The sequence below is a fragment of the uncultured Neglectibacter sp. genome (assembly GCA_937958185.1).
Classification (GTDB): Bacteria; Bacillota; Clostridia; order Oscillospirales; family Acutalibacteraceae; genus Acutalibacter.
Map to the genome: position 1 here is coordinate 14,618 of CALFFN010000005.1, position 22,194 is coordinate 36,811.

Consider the following 22,194-nt stretch of genomic DNA (forward strand, 5'->3'; position numbering starts at 1 on the left):
GAATGAGGCTGAGCGCGGATTGTATCGTCTGCATGATAAAGCGCCAAGCGGAAAATCTGCGGGACCGTGCTGACGAAAATGGGAAAGCGGCGTATCTGAAAGAGGTGCTGCGGATCATTGCAGAAGCGCCGGAGGACGCTTCCGCCCCGGTCGTGACAGAGCGGTTGAACTGCCTGCACGAGGAATGGCTCGGCAGCCCTTTCAGCTTTCGGGAGCTGAAACGGACCTACAACGCCCTGATGATGGAAAAGGAGCAAATGATCGCGGCGGAGATCGCCGCTTCCGGCGACCCGCTCAAAGCGGCGCTGCAATATGCCCGGGTCGGAAATTACATAGATTTCGGGGCGATGGGCAGTGTCAGCGGGGAAAAGCTGCAAGACCTGCTTGCCGGGGCAAAAGATGAGATGATCGACGAAAAGGAGTTTTCCGCTTTTCAAAAAGAGCTTTCCGCCGGGAAACGGCTGGTCTATTGCCTGGATAACTGTGGAGAGATCGTGCTGGATAAGCTGCTGATGAAAGAAATCCGGCGGCAGTACCCCCAGATGGAAATCACCGCTTTGGTGCGGGGACGGGAAGTTTTGAATGACGTGACCCGTGAAGACGCACAGGAGGTAGGGCTTGCCGAAGTGGCTGCTGTGCTGGATAACGGAACAGGCGTGGCAGGTACGGAGCTTTCCCTCCTTTCAGAGGAAGCCCAGGAAGCCATGCAGGAAGCTGATGTGGTCATTTCCAAGGGGCAGGGGAATTTTGAAACGCTTCACGGCTGCGGGCTGAACATTTACTATCTCTTTTTGTGTAAATGCGATTATTTTACCCGCCGCTTCGGATTGGAGCGGTTTCAGGGAGTGTTTTTAAACGAGAGAAATCAAAAGCTGCGGAAAAACCAGTCCTAGGAGGAGCATGGGCATGGAATATCAGAAAATCCCCGTGGAATTGCAGAGCAATTGGACCACGGATAATAATGGTTTCCCCTTGCTGGACAGCGAGGTGGAGCGATATTTGAGCGTCCGCCCCTCCGCGTCTCAGCTGCGGCAGGCGGAGCGCCCCTTTTATGCCTTTTTCCATTTTGGCATGAACACCGCCACCGGCAGGGAATGGGGCAGCGGAAAGGAGATTGCCGCAGACTTTACCATTCGGGAGATCGACGCCGCCCAGTGGGTCAGCGCGGTAAAAAGCGCCGGCGCGACAGGGGTTATCCTGACCTGCAAGCACCACGACGGCTTTTGCCTGTGGGATACGGCGGCGACGGATTTTTCCGTCATGCACTCCCCCTGTGGCAGGGATATCGTCCGGCAGGTTTCCGGCGCATGTGATGCCGCAGGGCTGGATTTTGGCGTGTACCTGTCTCCCTGGGACATGCACGAAAGCACTTACGGCGCCCCGGCATACAGCGACTTTTTCTGCCGCCAGCTTACGGAGCTTCTCACCGGGTATGGAAATATTTTCGAGGTCTGGTTCGATGGCGCAAAGGGGGAAACCGCCAAAGAGTTTGCCTACGATTGGGACAGGTATTACAAGCTGATCCGAAAATTGCAGCCTGCGGCAAACATTGCCGTCTGCGGTCCTGACCTGCGCTGGGTGGGAAACGAGGCGGGAAAGACCCGGGCGGCGGAGTTTTCCGTTGTGCCGGAAGCGCTGACCCGTGCCGAAACCGTGCAGAAGAACTCCCAGCACCGGGCGGAGGACGGGGAAGCCATGAAAGAGATTACCTCCTCCGACGAGGATTTGGGTTCCCGCCGGGTGCTGGAAAGGTCAGAAAAACTGTGCTGGTACCCTGCCGAGGTGGACGTGTCCATTCGCAGGGGGTGGTTCTACCACCGGGAGGAGGACAGCACGGTGAAGTCCGCCGATACGCTTTTTTCCATCTACCTGAATTCCGTGGGGAACAACTGCACCCTGCTGCTGAATATTCCCCCGAATCGGGAGGGGAAGCTCTGTGAAAAGGACGTGCAGGTATTGCAGGAGCTGGGCAGGAAGATTCGCTCTGTTACTCAAGACCCCATTTTGGAAGCGGCGCCGGGAAGGCTGACGGAGCGGCAGGGCGCGCTGACCTTTCCCTTTCCTGCCCCGGAGCGCCTGCGCTACTGCGTTTTGGAGGAGGATATCGCGGAAAGCCAGCGGGTGGAAGCTTTTACGCTCTATCTGCGGCTGCCCTCCGGGAAATTGCAGGAGGCTGTTTCCGGCACAGTGATCGGTTCTAAGAAAATCATTCCTCTCAATGTCGAAGCAACGGGAGCAGTGCTGGTCATTCGCCAGTCCCGTTCCACCCCCGTTTTGAAAAAGGTGGGGTTTTACAGGTAGTCAAAAAATGGTACCCACTGTACTACCAAGTGCTCATAAGAAAATAGCACCCCAAATTACGATTGCATCATCGTCAGATAGGGTCGGTAAAAGAGATAACGGGCATTTGGTAAAATCCGAGTATCTGCAATGCTGTCAACAGATTGAATTTTCGGTAGCCTACGCCATATAGCGAGAAATAGAAACCATTGACAAGCGAATTTGCAAAAAATGCAGAATTTTTTAACTTGCAACTTGAGAACCTGAAGCAGTTTTGCTATAATATATCATGAATTAATTTACAAGCAAGGAGGTGTGGAGATGGCAAAGAATAAACTGGTTGCCCCTGTTGTCAAATGGGTGGGTGGAAAACGTCAGTTATTAGATGAGATTACTCCCCTGCTTCCTAAGCGAATCACTTCTTATTGCGAACCTTTTTTAGGCGGTGGAGCCGTACTATTTTCTATTCAGCCATCAAAGGCAATTGTAAACGATTTAAACAGGGATTTAATGGCGGTTTATGAAATTATTCGTGACGATGTTGAATCCCTTATTGACGATCTCAAGAAACACGAAAACACCTCTGAGTATTTCTATACGATAAGGGACATGGATAGAGATAAAGAAGCCTATCAAGCTATGTCAAAGGTTGAGCGTGCGTCACGATTGATTTATTTGAACAAAACTTGTTTTAACGGCTTGTTCCGAGTGAATTCAGCAGGAGAATTTAATTCTCCGTTTGGCTATTACAAAAATCCTAATATAGTGAACGAGCCTGTCTTACGGGCGGTAAGCAAATATTTTGCAGCTAGCAACATCACCTTTTGCAATGAAGATTTTGCCGCAACGCTAAGTCGAATTGGCAAGGGTGGGTTTGTGTATCTTGACCCACCGTATGATCCGATTTCTGATACTGCAAGTTTTACGGGATATAGCAAAGGTGGATTTGACAGGAACGAGCAGGTTAGGCTGAAGCACTGCTGTGATGAATTGACACGGCGTGGCGTTAAATTTATGCTATCCAATTCTGCCACAGTGTTTATTAAGGATCTCTATAGGGGCTATAATGTATCCACTGTGCGGGCAAAGAGGGCAATCAATTCAGATGCAAGTAAGCGGGGAGCAATAGAGGAGGTGTTAATTAGGAACTATGGGACTGAATGATACCGCATGGGAAAACCTGTTTGACAAGTATCATATACTTGCTGAGATCGAGAAAAATGGACAGTTCATCATATCGGCAAACCAGATAAAAGAGTTCAGAGAGCCTCGGCTAATGACTAAGTTTGACCACAAAATAAACCTTCCGAATATCTTTGCTGTCAACAATTTATCAATTTTGCCTATAGCTCGTGGAGATTATGTTATTTCTTCTTTTTCGGCTTATAAGGAGTTCGATGAGCCATCTCAAGAGATTCAAAGGATTTCAATTCCGCCACATATCCAGAGCCTAATACCGCAGTTTCTTGTTAGTGAAGCAATTGCATTGAATTGCGCCAATGTCGGTGGAATACTTAATGATTTTTTAGAAGATGATGAGCTTGTTCCAACAGTTAGTGGTCGCATGAGTTCCGGCAATTTTGAGTTTGACATTAGCACCGCCTTGGGCACGAAACATATTGCTGTAAGTAATTCCCAAATAGAAATTGATGCAGCATACGAAGGTATTCATTACCTTTCTTTGTTTGAAGCGAAACGGGATTTGTCCGATGATTTTCTTGTTCGCCAACTTTATTACCCATTCCGTGTTTGGAGTAAGCGAGTGACGAAAACAGTAAAGCCTATTTTCTTAATCTTTTCAAATGGTATATTTAACTTATATCAGTATCAATTTATGAATCCACAAAATTATAATTCTATTAGATTAGTAAAGCAGAAAAACTATGTAATTGCAACAGAGATTTGTTTAGCTGACATTGAAAATCTTTTGCGAACCGTTCCTTTGATACAAGAGCCGGACATATCATTCCCTAAGCGGATCGTATGCCTCGAATAGTCAATCTCATCGAATTATTGAGTGAGAAACCGATGACAAAACAAGACATCACATTGGAGTATGCTTTTGACGAACGCCAAACCAATTATTATACAGACGCAGGACGGTATCTGGGGCTTATTGAAAAATCGCATGATGAAGATGGAAACATTCTATTTCAATTGTCTACTTGCGGACATCGTATCATGGGTTTGGGGTACAAGGAGCGTCAACTTGCAATCATAACTCAAATTTTGATGCACAAAGTGTTTAGCGAAACCCTAAAACTCCATTTGCAGTATGGAGTGATGCCGGATAAGCAAACAATTATCCAGATAATGAAACGTTCAGATCTTTATCATGTTGAAGCGAATAGTACATATTTGCGACGCTCTTCTACGGTTATTGGTTGGGTAAATTGGATACTTGGAAGCATTGAAGAATAATTTATTATTCTCATGGAGAAAAGGATGGTAATGATGGCAATAAATAAGGACAGACCTATTATTCAATCTCACGGTTATAATGGCAGAGAGCCAACACGAATTTGCCCTCATTGTGGCAGGGAAAAGCCATTGAGCGAGTTTGGTTTTAGAAAAATGCAAAAAGGTGAGCAAGGAGTAATCAGAAATCAATCTTGGTGCAAAGAATGCAGAGGGGTTAAATGACAATACAATCCCTTTGAAACAAGGAACGCACATACGGGGCTTGCCCCTGTATGTGCGTTCTGTGCGGCATGAGTAACCCTAGCTCTGTATTTTACGGGAAAATGTTCAAGGAGAGGTTCTTTATGAAAACGATGATGAAAGGACGGACAAGCCCGGCTGATTGGAAAAAAGCGCTGAAATGCGCCTTTCCCCATACGCTCCCCATTCTTGCCGGGTTCCTGTTCCTGGGGATCACCTACGGGATATATATGAATGTTTCCGGCTTCAGCTTTTGGTACCCCATGCTCATGAGCATGACCATTTTTGCCGGGTCTATGGAATTTGTGGCGGTGAACCTGCTTTTGGGCGCGTTTGACCCCTTGCAGGCGCTGGCAATGACGCTGATGGTCAATGCCCGCCACCTGTTTTACGGTATTTCCATGCTGGATAAGTACCGGGGAACAGGGTGGAAAAAGTGGTACCTCATTTTTGGAATGTGCGATGAAAGCTTTTCCGTGAACTGCACCGCCCAAGTCCCGGAGGACGTGGACAGGGGCTGGTTTATGTTCTTTGTCACGCTGCTGAATCAGCTTTATTGGGTCACAGGCGCGACCCTGGGCGGCATTTTTGGCTCGTTTCTTCACTTCAATACGGAGGGGCTGGACTTTGTCATGACCGCTATGTTTGTGGTGATTTTCCTGAACCAGTGGCTGAAGGAGAAGAATCACGCCAGCTCCCTGCTGGGGCTGGGGCTGTCCCTGCTGTGCCTGATCGCTTTCGGCGCGGACAACTTCATTCTTCCCGCGATGGCTGCCATTCTTGCCGCGCTGACCCTGCTCCGCAGACCTCTTGAGAAAGGGGACAGAGCCGTATGACGCTTTCCCAGCAGCTTATCACCATCGGCATGGTGGTACTGGGCACGATGATCACTCGCTTTTTGCCCTTCCTGCTGTTCCCGGCAGGAAAGCCCACGCCGAAATACGTCCGCTATCTGGGAAAATTCCTCCCCGCGGCGGTGTTCGGGCTTCTGGTCGTTTACTGCCTGCGAAACGTGAACCCGCTTGCCGGCAGCCACGGGCTTCCTGAGCTGATCGCCATTGCCGTAGTGGTTGCCCTCCACCTGTGGAAAAAGCAAATGCTCCTCTCCATTGCCGGCGGGACTATCTGCTATATGCTTCTGGTACAGCTGGTGTTTTAAGGCAAAAAAACTACCTGACAAACTGCGTCAGGTAGTTTTTCTTATCATGGAGAGACTCTTACACGTAATAGGGATTTGGGCGGAAAAGCAGGCGGATAAAGTCCACCAGCACGCCAATACCGAACAGACCTACCGTGAACAGGTACAGAATGCCCATGCCAATTTTGCCCTCATAAAATTTGTGCGCGCCGATAGCGCCCAGGAAGAAGCAAAGCAGCACTGCCACCCACTTATTCTTTTCCTTTGATTTCATGTAAGCGTTAATATTCTGGTTTGTATTCACGTTTTCATTGGAATTGTTGATGACGATGCTGGGGGTGGGGGCAGAACCCATTTCCTCCACCTGTCTGCCGCACAGGGTGCAGATCACCGCATCCGCCGGAATCTTCCCGCCGCAGTGCTTGCAAAATTTCTGAGGCGGTTCCTGCTGAGCAGCGGGAGCCTGCGGCACTGCTGCTTCCGGCTGGGAAGCGGCGGGCTGATCGATATGCTGTTCGTTATCCATGAAAATACCTCCTCAAGATTTGTCGAATCTTGATATAGGATATCACGGAGGGACCAATTTGTCAAGTTAAAATAATCAAAGATGATAATTAGATATCGCAAAGCGCAAGCTATAATTGACAAAAAGGGAGCGTGCGCCTGTGGTGATTCAGACAGACAACCGAATTAAGCGGCTGCGGACGGCTCGTGGGCTGACCCAGACAGACCTGGCAAAAATCATGTCCGTGACCCGTTCCAGCGTAAACGCGTGGGAGATGGGGATTTCTGTGCCCACCGCTCCCAAGCTGGTAGAGCTGGCGCTGTTTTTCCATGTGTCCACCGATTACCTTTTGGGATTGGAGCAGCGGGAAGTGATAGAACTGGACAGCCTTACCGAGGATCAGAAAGCCATTCTTTATTCCCTGTTGACCTATTTTCAGAAGCAAAACAGCTCTGAATGAAAAACTGGGTCCCCCAGTGAAAAAACCGCCGTCACCGAAAGGTGGCGGCGGTCATGCGTGTTGCGGACGGATATTTTTCTATTCCCGATATTTCAGCTGTTCCGGGCGCCAGCCTGCCAGGACCTGCAGCATATCGGCTGCCACGGCTTTGGCGCCGGGAAGATCGTGCTCCCGGTAGTTGCCGCATTCCCAGCGCTTGCTGCCGGGGATTTCCCCCTCAAAATCCCGAAGAAAGGCGAAGCTTTCCTGCACCAGGGCGATGGCGTCCTCCTGGGACACGCTGTCCCGCAGAAGGAAGTAGAACCCGGTGCGGCAGCCCATTGGACCTACATAGATCACGCTGTCGGAAAAGCGGCTGTTCCTGGCATAGGTGGCGAACAGGTGCTCAAAGGTATGGAGCGCGCCGTTTGTAAGATAATCTCCGCCATTTGGTTTCTTCATGCGGATATCGTAGGTCACAACATCTCCGTCTATCCGGGACAGGTACATCCCTTTTTCCAGAATATCATGGTTCACGGTAAAGCTGGCGATCGTTTTCATGCTTGTCCTCCCAATGCGGTTTGCTCTAGTTATAATCCGAATTTTCGACATTGTCAAGAGAGAAAAAGCAGGGGAAACAAAACAGAAAAAGCGCCGGGGAACCGGCGCTTTCTGAGAAACTGGATTTTAATAATTTTCCGCCTTGATCTGGAAATATGCCTGAGGATGAGCGCAGACGGGGCAGACCTCCGGGGCTTTCTTTCCGATGACGATGTGCCCGCAGTTGGCGCACTGCCAGATGACGTCGCCGTCTCTGGAGAACACAAGACCTTCCTCGATGTTCTTCACCAGCTTCAAATACCGCTCCTCGTGGGCTTTTTCGATTTTTGCCACACCCTCAAAGAGTTCGGCGATATGGTCGAAGCCCTCTTCCCGGGCGGTCTTGGCAAAGCCGGCATACATATCCGTCCATTCGTAGTTCTCTCCTGCCGCGGCGTCCTTCAAATTGTCCAGCGTGTCGCCGATGCCGCCGTTTAAGAGCTTGAACCACATTTTGGCGTGCTCCTTTTCATTGGCGGCGGTTTCCTCAAAAATCTCAGCGATCTGCACATAGCCGTCTTTTCTTGCCTTAGACGCATAGTAGGTGTATTTGTTCCGTGCCTGAGATTCCCCTGCAAACGCTGTAAGCAGGTTCGCTTCTGTTTTGCTGCCCTTCAATTCTGCCATAAATGCTTCCTCCTGAATTGTAAAATTTTTATTTATCGTGCTTGGCTACCTTTATTATAGCAGGGAAAATCTGGAAGTCAAGACAAAAATAAGAATTATTCTTATTTTTATTTTGCCCACCACAAAGAAGTTTTTCGTCTGTTCGCCGACTTCCCGAATTGCCTGCAGCGCAGCTGCAAATTGTAAATTTATCGTGAAGCTATCCTCTGTTCGGTTGAAAAGTGTGAAATTCAGCGATATACTAAAAATAACAGGAGCTTTTCGAGGCTGGGCGGAGCTTGCCGCCCTGTCATGGGAAGCTGAATTTCAAAAGGTGGTTTCGGAATGAGAGAAAGGCTGCAACGATTTTTCTACGGGAGATACGGTTCGGATCAGATGAATTTCGCGCTGCTGATCCTGGCGTTAGTATTGTCCATTCTTGGCGCGATATTCTTCCGCCCGCTGTGCTGGGTGTCCGATGTGCTTTTGCTCTATGCGCTGTTTCGCGCGCTGTCCAGAAATATTCCGGCGCGGCAGCGGGAAAATCAGCAATTCTGGAAAATATGGCTGTCGGTCAAAAACCGGCTGGCGCTTCAGAAGCGGAAGTGGCAGGAGCGGAAGCAGTATAAATATTTCCGCTGTCCAAGCTGTAAGCAGCAGCTGCGGGCGCCTCGGGGCAGGGGAAAAATTGAAGTGACCTGTCAAAGCTGCCACCACGTGTTCCAGACAAAAACCTGAGGAGTAAAGAGGGGTCTGCGATGAAATTGAGGGACGTAAAGAGTGATCTGCGAGAGAAAAAGGGCGCGCTGTATACCGGGGCGGTACTGTTGCTTCTGGCGGCGCTGCTGACGCTGATGGTGCTGCGCTTTGACACGGTGCTGGCGTGGCTGAGGATTTTGCTGAACGCCGTTGCCCCTGTGTTCTGCGGCATCGTCATCGCCTACATTTTGAATGTGTTCGTCCACTTTTTTGAAGACGTTGTGTTCCGCCCCTTTGCCAAATGTCAGGCAAAGGCATGGAAAAAGGCAAAGCGCCCGGTGGCAGTGCTGCTGGCGTACCTGGTGGTCCTGCTGGTGATCCTCTTTATCACCTGCTTCATCATTCCCGGCTTGGTGGAATCCCTGCGGGGGCTGGCAATTACCGCGCAGGAAACCATTCCTGTCTACGCGAACAACGCCGTGCGGTGGGTGACGGAATTTGCCCAGAAGAACGACCTGACCTTTATTCAGGATTTCCTCAAGGGCTTTAACTGGAGCACCCTGCTGTCCAACGCCACCAAGGTGACTACCGACTTCCTGACCTCTCTTGTAAGCGTTACGGTGAACGTGGCTTCCGGCGTGTTCACCTTTGTGATGGGCTTCATCTTCTCCGTATATATGCTGTTCGGCAAGGAAAAGCTGTTGCGGGGGGGAAAGTCGGCGCTGCTGGCGTTTTTGCCTGCAAAAACAGCCCGGGGGATCGCCCGGGTGGGCGCAACGGCAAACAAGGTGTTTTTCTCCTTTATCCGGGGACAGCTTCTGGAATGTGTGATCTTGGGTTCGCTGTGCTATATCGGCATGAGCATTCTGAGGCTGGAATATGCCCTGCTGATCTCCTCTATCGTGGCGCTGGGCGCTTTGATCCCCATTTTGGGCGCGTACATTGGCTGTGTTTCCGGCGTGGTGATCCTGCTGCTGGTACACCCCATTCAAGCTTTGATCTTCCTGATATTCCTGCTGTGCCTGCAGCAGGTAGAGGGGAATTTGATCTATCCCCGTGTGGTGGGCTCGTCCATTGGGCTGCCCCCGGTGTGGACCCTGTTCGCCGTGCTGTTCTGGGGGGCGGTGCTGGGCATTCCCGGCATTTTGATCGGAACGCCCACCACCGCAGTGATCTACCGGCTGTTCCGCTCCTCCGTCCTGCGGAAGCTGCGGGCAAAGGATATCGACCCCCAGGACCCCCGACTGACCAACCCTGTTTCCACCGAGGACGATATGGACCAGCAGAAGCTGGAGAATATTTAATAGAAGCTGTGAAGCAAACTGAGAAAACCCCATAGGGGAAAGGAGCAAAGGAAAATGAGTAAATTATTCAAAGCGATCGGCAGGACCGCCGGTGTTCTGGGCGCGGCAGCGCTGACCGGGGCGGCTGCGCAAAGGGTGTGCGCCCTGCTGGACAAGCGAAAATTGAAGGACGCATACGGCTGGAAGATCGAGGTGCAGGGCAGGCGAATGTGCGTGAAGGTCAGCGGCAGCGGCAAAGAGACCGTGGTGCTGCTGCCCGGCGCGGGGGAAGCTTCCCCCGCTATGGTGTACCAGCCTTTGGCAGAGCTGCTGGGCGCCCATTACACCACGGTAACGGTGGAATACTTCGGCTACGGGCTCAGCGATCCCGCGCCTTCTCCCCGGACGGTGGAGAATGTGGCGGAGGAGCTTCACGAGCTGCTGCACAAGCTGGGGCTGGGGAAATACATTCTGGCGGCGCATTCCTATTCCGGCATTATCGCCATGGAATACCTGAGCCGCTATGGGGAGGAGGTCAGCGCGCTGGTAGGGATCGACATGACCGTGCCGAAGCTCATCGACTATGCCGATATCAGCGGGATCAACCTGCGCATGGAGAAAAGCGTCCGCAGGCTGAAAAGCGTGGGGCTGCTGCGGCTGGTTTCCAAAATAAAGCCCGATTGGATCACTGCCCCCATTGACCCGGAACGCTATTCCCAGGAGGAAATGGAGCTGTACCGCCGCCTGTGCCTCAATAACGGCGATACGGACGATATGCTGCAGGAGCTTTTGCTGGCAGACGACGCGCTGACACAGCGCCGTGATGAGAAGCTGCCCGGCGCCTTGCCGGTGCTGCAGTTCCTGTCCACGGATTCCGCGGAAATGCTGGAGGATTTTGGCGGGGAAGCGGACACGTGGTATGAGCTCCATGAGGAGCTGACGGAAAATCCCCACAGCGAAACCGTGATTTTGGAGGGCGGGCACTATCTTCAATGCACCCACCCGGAGGAGATCGCGGAAAAATTCCACACCTGGTACGGGGCTGTGGGTCGTTAGCTCTCAGTGAGAACGGAGAAGGAGAAAGGATATGCTGCGGGAACTGACAAAATGGGAGGGAATTGAGCCTTATCCTGACTTCGTCTGGGTTCCGGCGCCAAAGCCCTGTGCTATTTCATGGGAGACGATGAGTGCCGGATCGCCGCTCCCTATGGCTTTCGCCATATCGGGGAATACACCTGCTGGAAGAAGCCCCGCCCAGAAAAAGCCCGCGTGAATTGAAAGTTTCCCAGGAAATTTTCAAAATAAAAGCACGACCGCTTCCAAAATCGAAAGCGGTCGTGCTTTTTTATGTGGTATTATTCGGGTCAGCGCTGTTGTTCTTCCAGCCTGCGAAACTCCACCTTTTGCTGCTTCATGGAGATTTTCCCCACCTGATATCCATAGGCAATCAGCTCTCTTTTGCAGGTCAAAAAAGAGTGATCCAGCGGAACGCCGGAAATCCTTTCTATTTCGGCGAAGGTCAGGGAAAAGGAGGGAGTGTCCTGCTGGGACACGTACTTCCACAGGAGATCGTATTTGCTCATGGCAGTTCCTTTATTTATTCAAATCTTTTTTGATCTGGGTGGTAGATATCTCCGGGGTGCGGGGGAGATAGACCACCTCGCACTGCTCCTTGAGGAAGTCGAATTTCCCTTCCCAGTCGTCGCCCATGACAAAGGTATCCACATGGTATTCCTTGACGTCGGTGGCTTTCTGCTCCCAATTTTCCTCGGGGATCACCAGATCCACATAGCGGATCGCCTCTAAAAGCTGCTTCCGCTTTTCATAGGAAAAATAGCATTTCTTTTGCTTTTGGTTCCAGTTGAATTCATCGGTGGACAGCGCCACGATGAGATAGTCCCCATACTGCTTTGCCCGGCGCAGAAGATTGATGTGCCCGTAATGGAGCAGGTCAAAGGTGCCGTAGGTGATGACGCGTTTCACAGGGAAATCCTCCTTTGTTCCACATAGTCTATAGTTTTTTTGGCAGCGTCCCCGGTGTTTTCCACCATGCCGAATTCCTGCCGGAACCGCTGCACCTTTTCCGCCTGCTGTTCCTCCTGAAATGCCAGAATGCTCTGTTCCAGCTCCGTGTTGTTTTCAGCGAGGGAGAAGGGAAGACGGGTCAGGTCAAAGGTAAAGTTGCGGTCGTTTGCGTAAGCCGCCACGTCGTTGACATACAGGAAGCAGGGCTTCCCGGTGTTCATGAAATCGAACATGGAGGAGGAATAGTCGGTAAGCAGGGCGCCGCACGCCAGGTACAGCTCCTGAATGTCCGGGTAGTCGGAAGCGTTTTTTACATAGCGGGGGTCAAGCTTCAACTCGGAAGCCTTGTCCGCCACGTTGGGGTGCAGCCGGGCAAGGATCAGCCATTCCCCGCCGAAGCGCCGCTCCAGCGCCCTGACGCATTTTTCATAGTCCACATCGTATACGGAAAGCCCCTTGTCCTTCCGATAGGTGGGGGCGTACAGCAGAAGCTTTTGTTCCGGCTTTACGCCCAGCGTCTTCCGCACCTTTTCCGTAAGCTCCGGGTGTTCTCCGAAGAGAATATCGTTCCGGGGAAAGCCGCATTCCAAAATTTCGCCGTCGTACCAGAACGCCCGGCGGTAGATATCCGTCAAAAACCTGCTGTCGGAAAGGAATAGGTCCGCCAGCCGGGAATCCATTTTGGCAGTCGCCACATATTCCGGGTCAAGGGCTTCCACAGCGTCTCCCTCGATGCGCTTCAAAGGGAAGCCGTGCCAGGTCTGGACGTAAAACTGGTTCTTCCGCTTGAACAGCCGCCCCCATTTCCGGCAGTTGTCCACCCATAAGCCGGCAGTGCCCCGATGAAAGGCTTCCGCCGCGCTGCCGATCTTTACCGGGTGGATCCCCTCCGGCAGGGAGGCGGCTTCCGCTTCGCCTTTCACCGCCCAGTAGACCTTCCAGCCCCGGCGCAGCAGCTCCTGGGCGATAGGCTTTGGGTTATCGGAAAAGCCCCGCCCGATAAAGCTTTGGCAGAAAGCCTTTTTCTGGTCCTTGGGCAGCAGGGAGCAGAACAGGGAAACCCCGTTTCTCCAGATTTTTTCCAGCAGCGCCATGACGACCGCCGTCCTTTCTCAGGTTTTATTTTCCGGCGCGGGGGTTTCCTCCGCCCGCATCAGATGGCGGTTCCTGAAAATGACCACCAGCCGGAACACCAGGATCGAGAAATCCGTCAGCGAGGTGAGCACGCACAGGGAAACCAGATTGATCCCGCAGGTAAAATAGGAAACTCCCGCGCCGATCAAATAGACCGCCGTGCCGAACGCCACGGAGATATTGGCAAATTTGGCAAGCCCCATGGCCCCCAGCGTGGGATATCCCAGAATGTAATTGGGGAAGGTGAACACTGCCGCGGGGATCAGCAGCCGCAGGGGAAGCACCACCTGCGCGCCGACCTCCTCGCCCAGCCACAGCACCAGCATGGGGCGGGCAAAGACGAACACAAAGGCGCACCCGGCAAGGATAATGGGATAGCCGTACAGCATGGTTTTTTTGATGAGCTTGAAGTTCTTGTGCTTCATCATATGGGGGTACAGGCTGTCCCCGATGGGGGACATTCCGTTCCTGGCGGTGCTGATGACCTTATCGGCATTGGTGTAAAGCCCCGTCGCCACGGGACCGGCGACATTTTTCAGCAGAATGCCGTTCAGGTTGGAATTGATGGACGCAGCCACCTTGGAAAGGAAAAACTGGGAAGCGTCCCGAATTTCCTTCCAGATGTCCCGGAAAGAGACCTTTGCGAACCGCAGCCCGATCTTCGCGAACAGGTGCCAGTAAACGAACAGGGTGGCCCCGGCGTTGCCGATGGCGGAGATCAGCGGCACAAGATAATAATCCTCCGGCTTTTTTACAAATACAAAGACCATAGATGTGGCAAATATCTTGACCAGCACTGCCCGCACGGTGATGGCGGACATCTTTTCCAGACCCCGGTACATGAAGTCCGGCAGCAGGGCTACCATGCACACATAGAGCAGGTAGAACACATACGCCAGCAGCTCTCCCGGCTCTTTGAGCGTGGGGCGGACAAAAAGCATCAGGACCAGAAAGGAAACGACCATGAACAGGCATTTGGCGGATACCACGCAGGTCAGGGTGCGGTTTAGATATTCCTTGTCCTCCCGGTGGCGGGAAATTTTGGCGGTTGCGGACATGATAAAGCCAAAATCAATGAAAATCTGGAAAAAGTTGGTGGTGTACTGGGCGGCGCCCAGCAGCCCGATATTCGCGGTGCCCAGCACCCTGGTCTGATATCCCTGGGTGATAAGTCCCAGAAAAGCGTTGGAAAAGGTGAGAATATAGAGCATGATCGTATTTTCCAGCAGGACGTGCCCCCGCAGCGGCTTCTTGAAAAGCTTCATGTCGGTTCTCCTTAGAAATACTGATTTTGTCTTGTGCGGCGCTGCTCCAAAAGCAGGCTTTGACAGGGCGGCTGCCCCAAAGACCGTTTCCTTTGGAAACGGGGCTTGTCAGCTTTTGATCCGAAACAGCAGGGAGGCGGGAAGGTACCATTTCCGTTCCAGCAGGAAAAGCACCAGCTTCTGGTTCCGGGATATCCTGACCATATACCTGTTCCTGCGGTACTGAGGGAAGTGTTCCGTCAGGTAGCTTTGGAGCTTCGGAAGCAGAGGGTGCCGCCGGTCCTCGCGCAGGACCCGTACCGCCGCCTGATAGAGATGGGAGAAGGTGAAGTAGCACAGCTCCTCCTCGTATTCCTCATACAGTCCCTTTTCCCGGAAATAATCGAGAATGCTGTCCGTCACGAGAAGGATCTCCCCGTTGCGGTCAACATTGGAATTGCGCATGGTGGAGCCGGAGCGCAGCAGGTAATTGTACCCGGCGCCGCTCAAAAAAACCACGGAGCGGGCGGAAACCACCAGCTTGGGGAACAGCTCGGCGTCCTCGTACCATATCCCTACGGGATACTCCGCGCCCACTCTGGAAAACAGCTCCCTGCGGTACAGCTTTGTGGGACCCGGCACCGTCAGGAGCAGCTCCTTATATTCATGGGGAGAAAGCCCGATATCCTTGGGAAGACCGGGTTCCGTAAAAACGCTGAGAACCTTGCCGTTTTCGTCCACGAAGCGTATCCCGAAGATGATGAGGTCGGCGTTTTCCCGTTCCCCGGCTTCTATGGTCCTTTCCAGCAGTTCGGGGTCGATCCAGTCGTCGCTGTCCACCTGAAGCAGCCATTTCCCCACCGCTTCCCGGACCCCGGTGTTCCGGGCGGCGCCCGGTCCGCCGTTTTCCTGATGGACGACCCGTATCCTGCCGTCCTGCTGGGCAAGGGCGTCGCAAAGCGCCCCGCTGCCGTCGGTAGAGCCGTCGTCGATGAGCAGCAGCTCAAAGTCCTGCTCTGTCTGCGCAAGGATAGAATCGACGCACTTTTCCAAATAATCCTTTACGTTATACACGGGTACGACCACACTTGCCTTTGGCATAGGTTCCTCCTCCCGGGAAAATCAAAAAATCAACAGGTCTATTATAAGGCGCAGAATGCGCCACCTACTCGGAGAAGCCCGGTGCTTTTCGAGCTTGTGAGAAAAGAGAAGCGCTTCGCGCTTCAGGGGTTCTCTGTGATGATCGCCTGCGATCATTATACACCGCTTTTCCGCTTTTGGCAAATAAAGGGAGACAGGCGCGAAAACGCGCCGTGCCGAAAGACGGTATTACAGACAGCACGCAGAAAAACTTACTTGATTTTGAAAATCAGGGCAATGAGAAAGGTGAGCTTCTTTTCCAGCAGGGACAAAATGATTTTCTGGTTTCTGGTAAGGGTCGCCCGGTACTTATTCTGCCGGTAGTCCGGGAAATTTTCCCGGAGATACGCGGCAAATTTTGGCAGCAGATCGCTGTGCCTGTCCAGCCGGATCACCCGGACGGAAGCGGTGAGGTAGACATGGAACAGGGTCATAAAGCACAGCTCGTCCCGGTACTCCTCAAAAAGCCCCTGCTCCCGGAAATAGGCGAGGATATCGTCAAAGGCGTCCACGATCTCAATATTCCGCTCCAAATTGACGCTCTGTATGATGGAGCCGGGGCGCTGCAAATAATTGTACCCCACATAGTCGATGGCTATGAGGGAGTTCGCCTCCGCCACCAGTTTGACCGTGGTGCGGACGTCCTCATACCAGACCCTTGGGGGGAACAGCACGCCGGTGCGCAAAAACAGTTTTCTGGAAAACAGCTTGTTGCAGGCGCAGGGATAGGAAAGGAACACGTCCTTTTGGGTTTTTGCCGTGAAGCTTGTCCCGATGGGCAGCGCGTCCTTCAACACGCTCAGCTCTTTTCCCCCAAGGTCTACCGAGCGGAGGGAAAAATAAACGATCTCCGCTTCGCTGCTTTCTCCGGCTGCCAGCGTTTTTTCCAGCAGCCCGGGTTCGATCCAGTCGTCGCTGTCCACAAACAGCAGCCAGTCGCCCTCTGCCGCCTGAATGCCGGTATTTCTTGCGCCGCCAAGCCCCCGGTTCTCCTGGTGAATGACCCGTATCCGCCCGTCCCGCTGGGCGAGGGCGTCGCAAAGCGCCCCGCTGCCGTCGGTGGAGCCGTCGTCGATGAGCAGCAGCTCAAAGTCTTTCTCCGTCTGTGCCAGCACGGAAGCCACGCATTTTTCCAGATAGTCCTTTACATTATATACGGGAACGATCACACTGCTTTTGGGCATACAAATACCTCCGGTGTACAGTCATTAGTTATTAGAGAAAGGGCACTCGTGAAGCTGGTCTGTGCAGGAAGACCCTGCGCGACCCGACCATGAAATTCTGCCCTTTCTACCATTTAAGATTCTGAACCTAACATTTTCATTATACTATTTTTCAGGAAATTTGGCAAATTGGTGCCAAGAGAAAAAACGCGGGGCAAAAAGAAAGAGAGGAAAGAAGCTTCCTCTCACAAAAATCACTAATTCGCGCCGTTTTTCAAGTATTCGATGTATTCCTCCAGGCAATAGTTGCGCTCCTCCATGTCCTGAGCGTACTCTTTCCCCACATAGCGGTAGTGCCAGCTTTCGTTATTGATGCCGGTGTACTCCACCTTGGATTTCTTGTACCGCTGGATAAAGCCGTACTCCGCGGCATGCTCTGAAAGCCAGTAATAAGCGTCTGTCTCTTCAAAGTCGTTGCTCACATCGTTGAAGTCCACCGCCAGCCCGGTGTGGTGCTCGCTGTAGCCGGGGCGGTTGATGGTGTGCAAAGCGTCCTCCATGGCTTCCTCCTCGGTCATGCCCCGCTGGGAAACCCGCTCCTGCACGGCGCGGTCCAGGATTTCCTGCTGCAGCTCCACGCTGCGATAGCTGGAAGCCAGCCACAGGGTAACGCCGGCGTCATTTGCCGCCCGCAGCATGGCGGTCAGGTCATCGTAAGCGCGGGAATCCACCTGCTCCTCCCCGGCGACTGTCACAGGGTCCACCTTCCAGTTGTCCGGCAGGGGATTTTCACTGTTGACCAGCACCAGCAGGGGATCGGACAGCCGGGGGTCGGCTGGGACGGGGGTCGGCGTGGGCGCGGATACCGCGTTTGCCATGGCGGGCAGGGCGCTGGGGTCGGAGGAGGAAGCCTGGCTCACGGAAATACCCAAGCTGCCGGAGGAAGCGTCATTTTCTCCGTTCCCGGAAGAAAGCGCGCCGGAAATGGCGGAAACCAGCAGGGAACCTGCAATGACAACCAGCACGACAATGCCGCATAGCTTGACAATTTTCAGGTTTCTCCTTCTGATCCGCTCCCGCTCCCGCCGGGCAAGCTCACGTTCTGCTTTGTTCATAAACGGTCTCCTTTTTCACGTCTGTCCGCCATAGGACGGAAATCATTCTGAAGGGGCTTCTGTGGGCTGGGGGACAAAGCGGTCGTCCGGGATATCCTCCCGCTGCCGCTGGACACAGCTCCATTCCTTGGTGGCGTCGTCCCGCCGCACGCTGCTCTGGTGGCGGTGCAGCAGATTGCACAGGGCGTATACGTCCACCCAGATCTCGTTGTTTCCCTCTTTTTGGGATTCGTCAAAAATCAGCTGCAAGCCATAATGCAGATGGCTGGCGTTGATGTTGTTGGTATTTTCGGTCAGGCTGTAGCCGGTGCGCCCTACATAGCCGATCACATCGCCTGCCATCACGGTCTGCCCGACGGCAAGCCCCTCCGCGTAGGGGCGGTTCTGCCGCAGATGGGCATAGTAGTGGTAGCGCTTGCCATCGAAGCTGCGGATACCCAGCCGCCAGCCGCCGTACTGGTTCCAGCCCATGGCTTCCACCACGCCGGATTCCACGGCGATCACCGGCGTGCCCACCGCCGCCATCATATCGTGCCCCAAATGCTTGCGTTTGTATCCATAGCTGCGCCCGGCGCCGAAGTCGTCATAGTCGCTGTAGGGAAAGGTGTCGGCAATGGGGGAGCAGCCCCGCAGGCCGTATTTCTTTTCCCAGCCCTGCTCAGTCTCCACCTCGTATTCGCCCACCAGCCCATTCAGCACAGCACCGTAGGCTTCCAGATAGTAGTCAAAATATTTCATGCCGGCGGCAAGCTGGGAAACGGGCTCCCCGTCCTCCACCCGCTGCACCAGGGCGGTCAGGTCCTTTTTCCTGTACCTGGTAAAGTCCCCGCCGTACCTTGCGCCCAGATAGGCAATCAGTTCCACCCAGCCGATGTGGGGGCGGCTTTCGTCCGCGTAGGTGGCAAGGTCAACGTCCAAGGCGTCCCGGAGCAGGCTTTCCGGCACGGTAAAATCCACCCATTTGATAAAATCCCTCTCCGGCTGCTCCGCCGGTTCCCCGGCAGTTGCCGCAGCCCCATAAAGCAGGGGAAGGGCAGCAGTCATTAGGATACAACAAAACAGCAGCACAGTCAACAGGGCTTTTTTGCGGAGCTTCAGCGTTACGAACATTTCCATCACCCGGGTTCCAGAATCTCTCCCGGTATGCTATGCGAAGCGGCTTGTTCGTTAGAACGGGCTCAGGGCAGGACTTTTCCCGCGAGGCGCTCGATCTCAAGCCCCTTTTGATATTGGACGATATACCGCCGGAAGCCCTCCACATCGGTTTGCTCCGGCTGCACGCAGCTTCCGGCAGCGCCGGAAAAGACCTTTTCATCAAGGTAGCTTTCCAGCGTTTCGCCGGGCTGACGGTTCTTTCGGTACATGGCGAGGAGCGCCATGCCCCAGGGACCGCCCTCCCCGGCGGTTTCCATCACGGCAACGGGCACGTTCAGGGTGCCAGCCATCAGCCGCTGCCCTACGCCTTTCGTCTTAAACAGCCCGCCGTGCCCGTACAGCTTCTCCAGGGTGACCTGTTCTTCCCGGAACAGGATATCCATGCCGATCTGCAAGGTCGCCATGGCGGCGTAGAGCTGCGCCCGCATGAAGTTGGGCAGCGTCAGGGGGCTGTCCGGCTTTCTCACCACCATGGGTCTCCCGTCCTCTAAGCCCGTCACAGGCTCGCCGGAGTAGCAGTTGTAGCTTAAAACCCCGGCGCAGTCCGGCTCGCCCAGCAGCGCCTGCTGATAGAGCAGGTCGTAAAGCCGGGATTTGGGAAGCTTTGTGCCCGCCGCTTCCAGCAGCTGCCCAAAGAGCTTCACCCACGCGTCCAGCTCGGAGGTGCAGGTGTTGCAGTGTACCATGGCGACAGGAAGCCCGGCGGGGGTGGTGACCATGTCGATCTCCGGGTGGACCCTGGAAAGGGAGCGTTCCAGAACCGCCATGGCAAAAATGGACGTGCCGGCGGATACGTTCCCCGTGCGGACAGACACGCTGTTGGTGGCGGTCATGCCCGTTCCAGCGTCACCTTCGGGAGGGCACAGGGGGACGCCCGCCTCCAGCGCCCCGGTGGGGTCGAGAAGCCGCGCGCCGGTTTCCGTCAGCGTTCCGGCAGGCGCTCCGGCAGGGAGCACTTTGGGGAGGATATCCCCCAGCCGCCACGGAATGCCGCGCTTTGAAAGGAGCTTGTCGAACTGCTCCACCATGCCGGCGTGGAAGGTCCCGGTCCCGCTGTCGATGGGGAACATGCCGGAGGCTTCCCCTACGCCCAGCACCTTTTCCCCGGTGAGCTTCCAGTGGACGGACCCGGCAAGGGTAGTCAAATAGCCGATTTGAGCTACATGGCTTTCCCCGTTTTTTACTGCCCGCCACAGGTGGGCAATGCTCCACCGCTGGGGAATGTTGAAGTGGAACAGCTCTGTCAGCTCCGCCGCTTCCCCCTCGGTGATGGTGTTCCGCCAGGTGCGGAATTCCGCCAGCTGGGCGCCGTTTTTATCAAAGGGCAGGTAGCCGTGCATCATGGCGGAGACGCCCAGCGCCCCGGGGCGCTTCAGCATGACGCCATATTCGCGCTCCACGTTCTCCCGCAGCTCCCGGTAGGCTGCCTGAATGCCCGTCCACACGTCGTCCAGGCGGTACGTCCACACGCCGTTTTCCAGCCGGTTTTCCCAATCGAACGCGCCGGAAGCAACGGGGGAATGGTCCGCCCCGATGAGCACCGCCTTGATACGGGTAGAGCCCAGCTCGATCCCCAGCGCGGTGTCGCCCTGTGCGATCCAGTTTTTTACGGTTTCCGGGCTTTTGGCATTTTTTCTTTTTTCGTCCATAATACAGCTCTCCTGTCCTGTAATATGATGAGATGAAATAAGATATTGTAACAAGCAGAGACAAAAAAGCGCCGCAAAAAGCAGCGCTTTTTTGCCAAATACGGCAAAATTACTGGATATTTTCCATCAGCCAGGCGCAGTCGTCCTTCAGGCACTGGTCGTGGTCGGCGTAGAAGCCCTCGCGCTCTACCACCCAGAAGGCTTCAAAATCCTGCTCGTCCAGAGCCTTTTTGATCTCTTTCCAGTCCATGTTGGATTCCGGCGCGCCCATCTTGCACTGCACCTCAAAGCGCTTCTTGCCCTCGGGGCTGTTCTGCTGGGCGGTGAAGCCGTCCAGGATCTTCTGGCGCTCCTCCAGGGGCATTTCCGCCGCCTTGGCAAAGGGGTTCCCACCGCCGTTCTGCTGTGCTTCCCGCCGGGAAGCCGGCACGCCGCCGGGACCCTGCACGCGGCTATTTTCCTTCACGTGAATGGAGACAATGCGGTTTTTGTACTTGCGAATGAAGTAGGGGGGATACATGCCGCCGTTCTGCGCCCAGCCGCAGTCCAGCTGGGAGAAGCATTTGGTGCTGTTGTCCAGCAGGTGCTCCAGCAGGCATTTGCCCTCGTCCATGTAAAATTCCTGGCTGTGGTTGTGGTAGCCGATCTTAATGCCGTAGGGCTCCGCCATTTCCGCCATTTCGTCCAGCAGATGGGCAACCTCAATGGCTTCCTCCTTGTTGCAGAAGGGGGTGCCTGCCCAGATCACGGCTTTGCCGCCCAGAGCAGCCATTTTCTTGACGATCTCTTCCGTGGGCTCCGCGTGAACGGAGGTGACGGTCAAGCCCGTCTCTTTCAGCCACTTTTTGATGTCCTCCACGTCGTTGTCCAGATCCACCGGGAGCAGCTCCACACTGGTGAAACCCAGGTCCCGAATGGTCTGGAACTTTTCTAGCAGTGTAGGACCCAAGCCCAGATAGCTGGCAATGCCGCCGAAGGAATATGTACCGATACCGACTTTCATAGAAAAACCTCCCGAAAATTTTTTGTCCGAACGTTTGCCTGAAATACCGGTAGGTGCAAAACGCGCCTCCTGCTGCGGTAATTATATATAAATATCTTATCACATTTTTCCCGGAAATTCAAGCCCTGCGGGCGGTTCCCTGAGCGGAGCGAAATGTTTTTTCGCCCCGCTCAAACATATTGAGGGAATCTTTGATTCCCTCGATATGTTGTGATTGAAAAGCGAAAGAGAACCCTGACGGTTCTCTCTCTCAACTCTCTTTCCCTCCGTATTCGTTCATTGGAGGCTTTATCGACAGACTGAGGCGGCGCAGGAACCCTGCGCCGCCTTTTGCCGTTACCTGTATTTTATTTTT

At 53.8% G+C, this 22,194-nt stretch carries 24 protein-coding genes; 11 read left to right on the forward strand and 13 right to left on the reverse strand.

Features of this window, described 5'->3' with window-relative positions; translation table 11 throughout:
- Window positions 1-2 precede the first annotated feature (2 nt).
- The 7 genes from AB8996_RS00865 (at window position 3) to AB8996_RS00895 (ending at window position 6,100) form a co-directional block, all read left to right on the forward strand.
- Window positions 3-893 (forward strand): DUF89 domain-containing protein, encoded by an 891-nt coding sequence (locus tag AB8996_RS00865; RefSeq protein ID WP_369297084.1) that lies wholly within the window; start codon window positions 3-5, stop codon window positions 891-893.
- Window positions 894-906: 13 nt separating this feature from the next.
- On the forward strand, window positions 907-2,301 hold the full coding sequence (locus AB8996_RS00870; RefSeq protein ID WP_369297085.1) for an alpha-L-fucosidase: 1,395 nt from the start codon (window positions 907-909) through the stop codon (window positions 2,299-2,301).
- Window positions 2,302-2,601: 300 nt separating this feature from the next.
- On the forward strand, window positions 2,602-3,444 hold the full coding sequence (locus AB8996_RS00875; protein WP_369297086.1) for a DNA adenine methylase: 843 nt from the start codon (window positions 2,602-2,604) through the stop codon (window positions 3,442-3,444).
- Window positions 3,431-4,276 (forward strand): hypothetical protein, encoded by an 846-nt coding sequence (locus AB8996_RS00880; protein WP_369297087.1) that lies wholly within the window; start codon window positions 3,431-3,433, stop codon window positions 4,274-4,276. The genes AB8996_RS00875 and AB8996_RS00880 overlap by 14 nt, the downstream gene beginning before the upstream one ends.
- Complete coding sequence (locus tag AB8996_RS00885) at window positions 4,264-4,701, forward strand: hypothetical protein (protein WP_369297088.1); 438 nt, start codon at window positions 4,264-4,266, stop codon at window positions 4,699-4,701. The genes AB8996_RS00880 and AB8996_RS00885 overlap by 13 nt, the downstream gene beginning before the upstream one ends.
- A gap of 344 nt (window positions 4,702-5,045) precedes the next feature.
- Window positions 5,046-5,777, forward strand: coding sequence for an azaleucine resistance protein AzlC (azlC, locus tag AB8996_RS00890; RefSeq protein ID WP_369297089.1), 732 nt, complete (start codon window positions 5,046-5,048; stop codon window positions 5,775-5,777).
- The gene (locus AB8996_RS00895) at window positions 5,774-6,100 is read left to right on the forward strand and encodes a branched-chain amino acid transporter permease (protein ID WP_369297090.1); all 327 of its coding nucleotides are present in this window, start codon (window positions 5,774-5,776) and stop codon (window positions 6,098-6,100) included. The genes azlC and AB8996_RS00895 overlap by 4 nt, the downstream gene beginning before the upstream one ends.
- 58 nt (window positions 6,101-6,158) lie before the next feature.
- Here the strand turns inward: AB8996_RS00895 and AB8996_RS00900 are convergent, their stop codons facing one another.
- Window positions 6,159-6,605, reverse strand: coding sequence for an NINE protein (locus AB8996_RS00900; RefSeq protein WP_369297091.1), 447 nt, complete (start codon window positions 6,603-6,605; stop codon window positions 6,159-6,161).
- 139 nt (window positions 6,606-6,744) lie between these two features.
- On the opposite strand from AB8996_RS00900, the gene AB8996_RS00905 reads away from it, so the two are divergent.
- Window positions 6,745-7,044 carry a helix-turn-helix transcriptional regulator gene (locus AB8996_RS00905; RefSeq protein ID WP_369297092.1) on the forward strand — a complete coding sequence of 100 codons (300 nt, stop codon included), beginning with the start codon at window positions 6,745-6,747 and terminating at the stop codon, window positions 7,042-7,044.
- A gap of 78 nt (window positions 7,045-7,122) precedes the next feature.
- On the opposite strand, the gene AB8996_RS00910 is transcribed toward AB8996_RS00905, so the two are convergent.
- Both AB8996_RS00910 and rbr read right to left on the reverse strand, forming a co-directional pair.
- The gene (locus AB8996_RS00910) at window positions 7,123-7,584 is read right to left on the reverse strand and encodes an S-ribosylhomocysteine lyase (protein WP_369297093.1); all 462 of its coding nucleotides are present in this window, start codon (window positions 7,582-7,584) and stop codon (window positions 7,123-7,125) included.
- Window positions 7,585-7,710: 126 nt separating this feature from the next.
- Window positions 7,711-8,250: a rubrerythrin gene (gene rbr / locus AB8996_RS00915; RefSeq protein ID WP_369297094.1), complete on the reverse strand. Its 540-nt coding sequence runs from the start codon at window positions 8,248-8,250 to the stop codon at window positions 7,711-7,713.
- A gap of 324 nt (window positions 8,251-8,574) precedes the next feature.
- Between rbr and AB8996_RS00920 the strand changes: the two genes are divergently transcribed.
- From AB8996_RS00920 to AB8996_RS00930, 3 genes are read left to right on the forward strand one after another with little or no spacing between them, the layout of a single operon-like run.
- Window positions 8,575-8,967, forward strand: coding sequence for a hypothetical protein (locus AB8996_RS00920; RefSeq protein WP_369297095.1), 393 nt, complete (start codon window positions 8,575-8,577; stop codon window positions 8,965-8,967).
- 20 nt (window positions 8,968-8,987) lie between these two features.
- Entirely contained in the window at window positions 8,988-10,232 is a 1,245-nt protein-coding gene (locus AB8996_RS00925) for an AI-2E family transporter (RefSeq protein ID WP_369297096.1), read from the forward strand.
- Window positions 10,233-10,286: 54 nt separating this feature from the next.
- Entirely contained in the window at window positions 10,287-11,267 is a 981-nt protein-coding gene (locus tag AB8996_RS00930) for an alpha/beta fold hydrolase (protein ID WP_369297097.1), read from the forward strand.
- A gap of 308 nt (window positions 11,268-11,575) precedes the next feature.
- On the opposite strand, the gene AB8996_RS00935 is transcribed toward AB8996_RS00930, so the two are convergent.
- The 10 genes from AB8996_RS00935 to AB8996_RS00980 form a co-directional block, all read right to left on the reverse strand.
- Window positions 11,576-11,794, reverse strand: a complete 219-nt coding sequence (locus tag AB8996_RS00935) for a hypothetical protein (RefSeq protein WP_369297098.1) — start codon at window positions 11,792-11,794, stop codon at window positions 11,576-11,578.
- Window positions 11,795-11,804: 10 nt separating this feature from the next.
- Window positions 11,805-12,194, reverse strand: a complete 390-nt coding sequence (tagD, locus tag AB8996_RS00940; RefSeq protein ID WP_369297099.1) for a glycerol-3-phosphate cytidylyltransferase — start codon at window positions 12,192-12,194, stop codon at window positions 11,805-11,807.
- Entirely contained in the window at window positions 12,191-13,330 is a 1,140-nt protein-coding gene (locus AB8996_RS00945) for a CDP-glycerol glycerophosphotransferase family protein (RefSeq protein ID WP_369297100.1), read from the reverse strand. The genes tagD and AB8996_RS00945 overlap by 4 nt, the downstream gene beginning before the upstream one ends.
- Window positions 13,331-13,348: 18 nt before the next feature.
- The gene (locus AB8996_RS00950; protein ID WP_369297101.1) at window positions 13,349-14,635 is read right to left on the reverse strand and encodes an oligosaccharide flippase family protein; all 1,287 of its coding nucleotides are present in this window, start codon (window positions 14,633-14,635) and stop codon (window positions 13,349-13,351) included.
- A gap of 108 nt (window positions 14,636-14,743) precedes the next feature.
- Entirely contained in the window at window positions 14,744-15,715 is a 972-nt protein-coding gene (locus AB8996_RS00955) for a glycosyltransferase family 2 protein (protein ID WP_369297102.1), read from the reverse strand.
- 251 nt (window positions 15,716-15,966) lie between these two features.
- A complete protein-coding gene (locus AB8996_RS00960; RefSeq protein ID WP_369297103.1) occupies window positions 15,967-16,938 on the reverse strand; it encodes a glycosyltransferase family 2 protein in 972 nt (323 codons plus the stop codon).
- A 236-nt stretch (window positions 16,939-17,174) separates the two neighbouring features.
- Window positions 17,175-18,032, reverse strand: a complete 858-nt coding sequence (locus AB8996_RS00965; protein ID WP_369297104.1) for a M15 family metallopeptidase — start codon at window positions 18,030-18,032, stop codon at window positions 17,175-17,177.
- 42 nt (window positions 18,033-18,074) lie between these two features.
- Window positions 18,075-19,148: a M23 family metallopeptidase gene (locus AB8996_RS00970; RefSeq protein ID WP_369297105.1), complete on the reverse strand. Its 1,074-nt coding sequence runs from the start codon at window positions 19,146-19,148 to the stop codon at window positions 18,075-18,077.
- A 62-nt stretch (window positions 19,149-19,210) separates the two neighbouring features.
- On the reverse strand, window positions 19,211-20,836 hold the full coding sequence (locus tag AB8996_RS00975) for a xylulokinase (RefSeq protein WP_369297106.1): 1,626 nt from the start codon (window positions 20,834-20,836) through the stop codon (window positions 19,211-19,213).
- Between the two features lie 109 nt (window positions 20,837-20,945).
- Window positions 20,946-21,839, reverse strand: a complete 894-nt coding sequence (locus tag AB8996_RS00980) for a sugar phosphate isomerase/epimerase family protein (RefSeq protein ID WP_369297107.1) — start codon at window positions 21,837-21,839, stop codon at window positions 20,946-20,948.
- Window positions 21,840-22,194: the final 355 nt, after the last annotated feature.

Coding starts and splice junctions, on each gene's coding strand:
- AB8996_RS00865 (WP_369297084.1), top strand. CDS start 3: ATGAGGCTGAGCGCGGATTGTATCGTCTGCATGATAAAGCGCCAAGCG.
- AB8996_RS00870 (WP_369297085.1), top strand. CDS start 907: ATGGAATATCAGAAAATCCCCGTGGAATTGCAGAGCAATTGGACCACG.
- AB8996_RS00875 (WP_369297086.1), top strand. CDS start 2,602: ATGGCAAAGAATAAACTGGTTGCCCCTGTTGTCAAATGGGTGGGTGGA.
- AB8996_RS00880 (WP_369297087.1), top strand. CDS start 3,431: ATGGGACTGAATGATACCGCATGGGAAAACCTGTTTGACAAGTATCAT.
- AB8996_RS00885 (WP_369297088.1), top strand. CDS start 4,264: ATGCCTCGAATAGTCAATCTCATCGAATTATTGAGTGAGAAACCGATG.
- azlC (WP_369297089.1), top strand. CDS start 5,046: ATGAAAACGATGATGAAAGGACGGACAAGCCCGGCTGATTGGAAAAAA.
- AB8996_RS00895 (WP_369297090.1), top strand. CDS start 5,774: ATGACGCTTTCCCAGCAGCTTATCACCATCGGCATGGTGGTACTGGGC.
- AB8996_RS00900 (WP_369297091.1), bottom strand. CDS start 6,605: ATGGATAACGAACAGCATATCGATCAGCCCGCCGCTTCCCAGCCGGAA.
- AB8996_RS00910 (WP_369297093.1), bottom strand. CDS start 7,584: ATGAAAACGATCGCCAGCTTTACCGTGAACCATGATATTCTGGAAAAA.
- rbr (WP_369297094.1), bottom strand. CDS start 8,250: ATGGCAGAATTGAAGGGCAGCAAAACAGAAGCGAACCTGCTTACAGCG.
- AB8996_RS00920 (WP_369297095.1), top strand. CDS start 8,575: ATGAGAGAAAGGCTGCAACGATTTTTCTACGGGAGATACGGTTCGGAT.
- AB8996_RS00925 (WP_369297096.1), top strand. CDS start 8,988: ATGAAATTGAGGGACGTAAAGAGTGATCTGCGAGAGAAAAAGGGCGCG.
- AB8996_RS00930 (WP_369297097.1), top strand. CDS start 10,287: ATGAGTAAATTATTCAAAGCGATCGGCAGGACCGCCGGTGTTCTGGGC.
- AB8996_RS00935 (WP_369297098.1), bottom strand. CDS start 11,794: ATGAGCAAATACGATCTCCTGTGGAAGTACGTGTCCCAGCAGGACACT.
- AB8996_RS00945 (WP_369297100.1), bottom strand. CDS start 13,330: ATGGCGCTGCTGGAAAAAATCTGGAGAAACGGGGTTTCCCTGTTCTGC.
- AB8996_RS00950 (WP_369297101.1), bottom strand. CDS start 14,635: ATGAAGCTTTTCAAGAAGCCGCTGCGGGGGCACGTCCTGCTGGAAAAT.
- AB8996_RS00955 (WP_369297102.1), bottom strand. CDS start 15,715: ATGCCAAAGGCAAGTGTGGTCGTACCCGTGTATAACGTAAAGGATTAT.
- AB8996_RS00960 (WP_369297103.1), bottom strand. CDS start 16,938: ATGCCCAAAAGCAGTGTGATCGTTCCCGTATATAATGTAAAGGACTAT.
- AB8996_RS00965 (WP_369297104.1), bottom strand. CDS start 18,032: ATGAACAAAGCAGAACGTGAGCTTGCCCGGCGGGAGCGGGAGCGGATC.
- AB8996_RS00970 (WP_369297105.1), bottom strand. CDS start 19,148: ATGGAAATGTTCGTAACGCTGAAGCTCCGCAAAAAAGCCCTGTTGACT.
- AB8996_RS00975 (WP_369297106.1), bottom strand. CDS start 20,836: ATGGACGAAAAAAGAAAAAATGCCAAAAGCCCGGAAACCGTAAAAAAC.
- AB8996_RS00980 (WP_369297107.1), bottom strand. CDS start 21,839: ATGAAAGTCGGTATCGGTACATATTCCTTCGGCGGCATTGCCAGCTAT.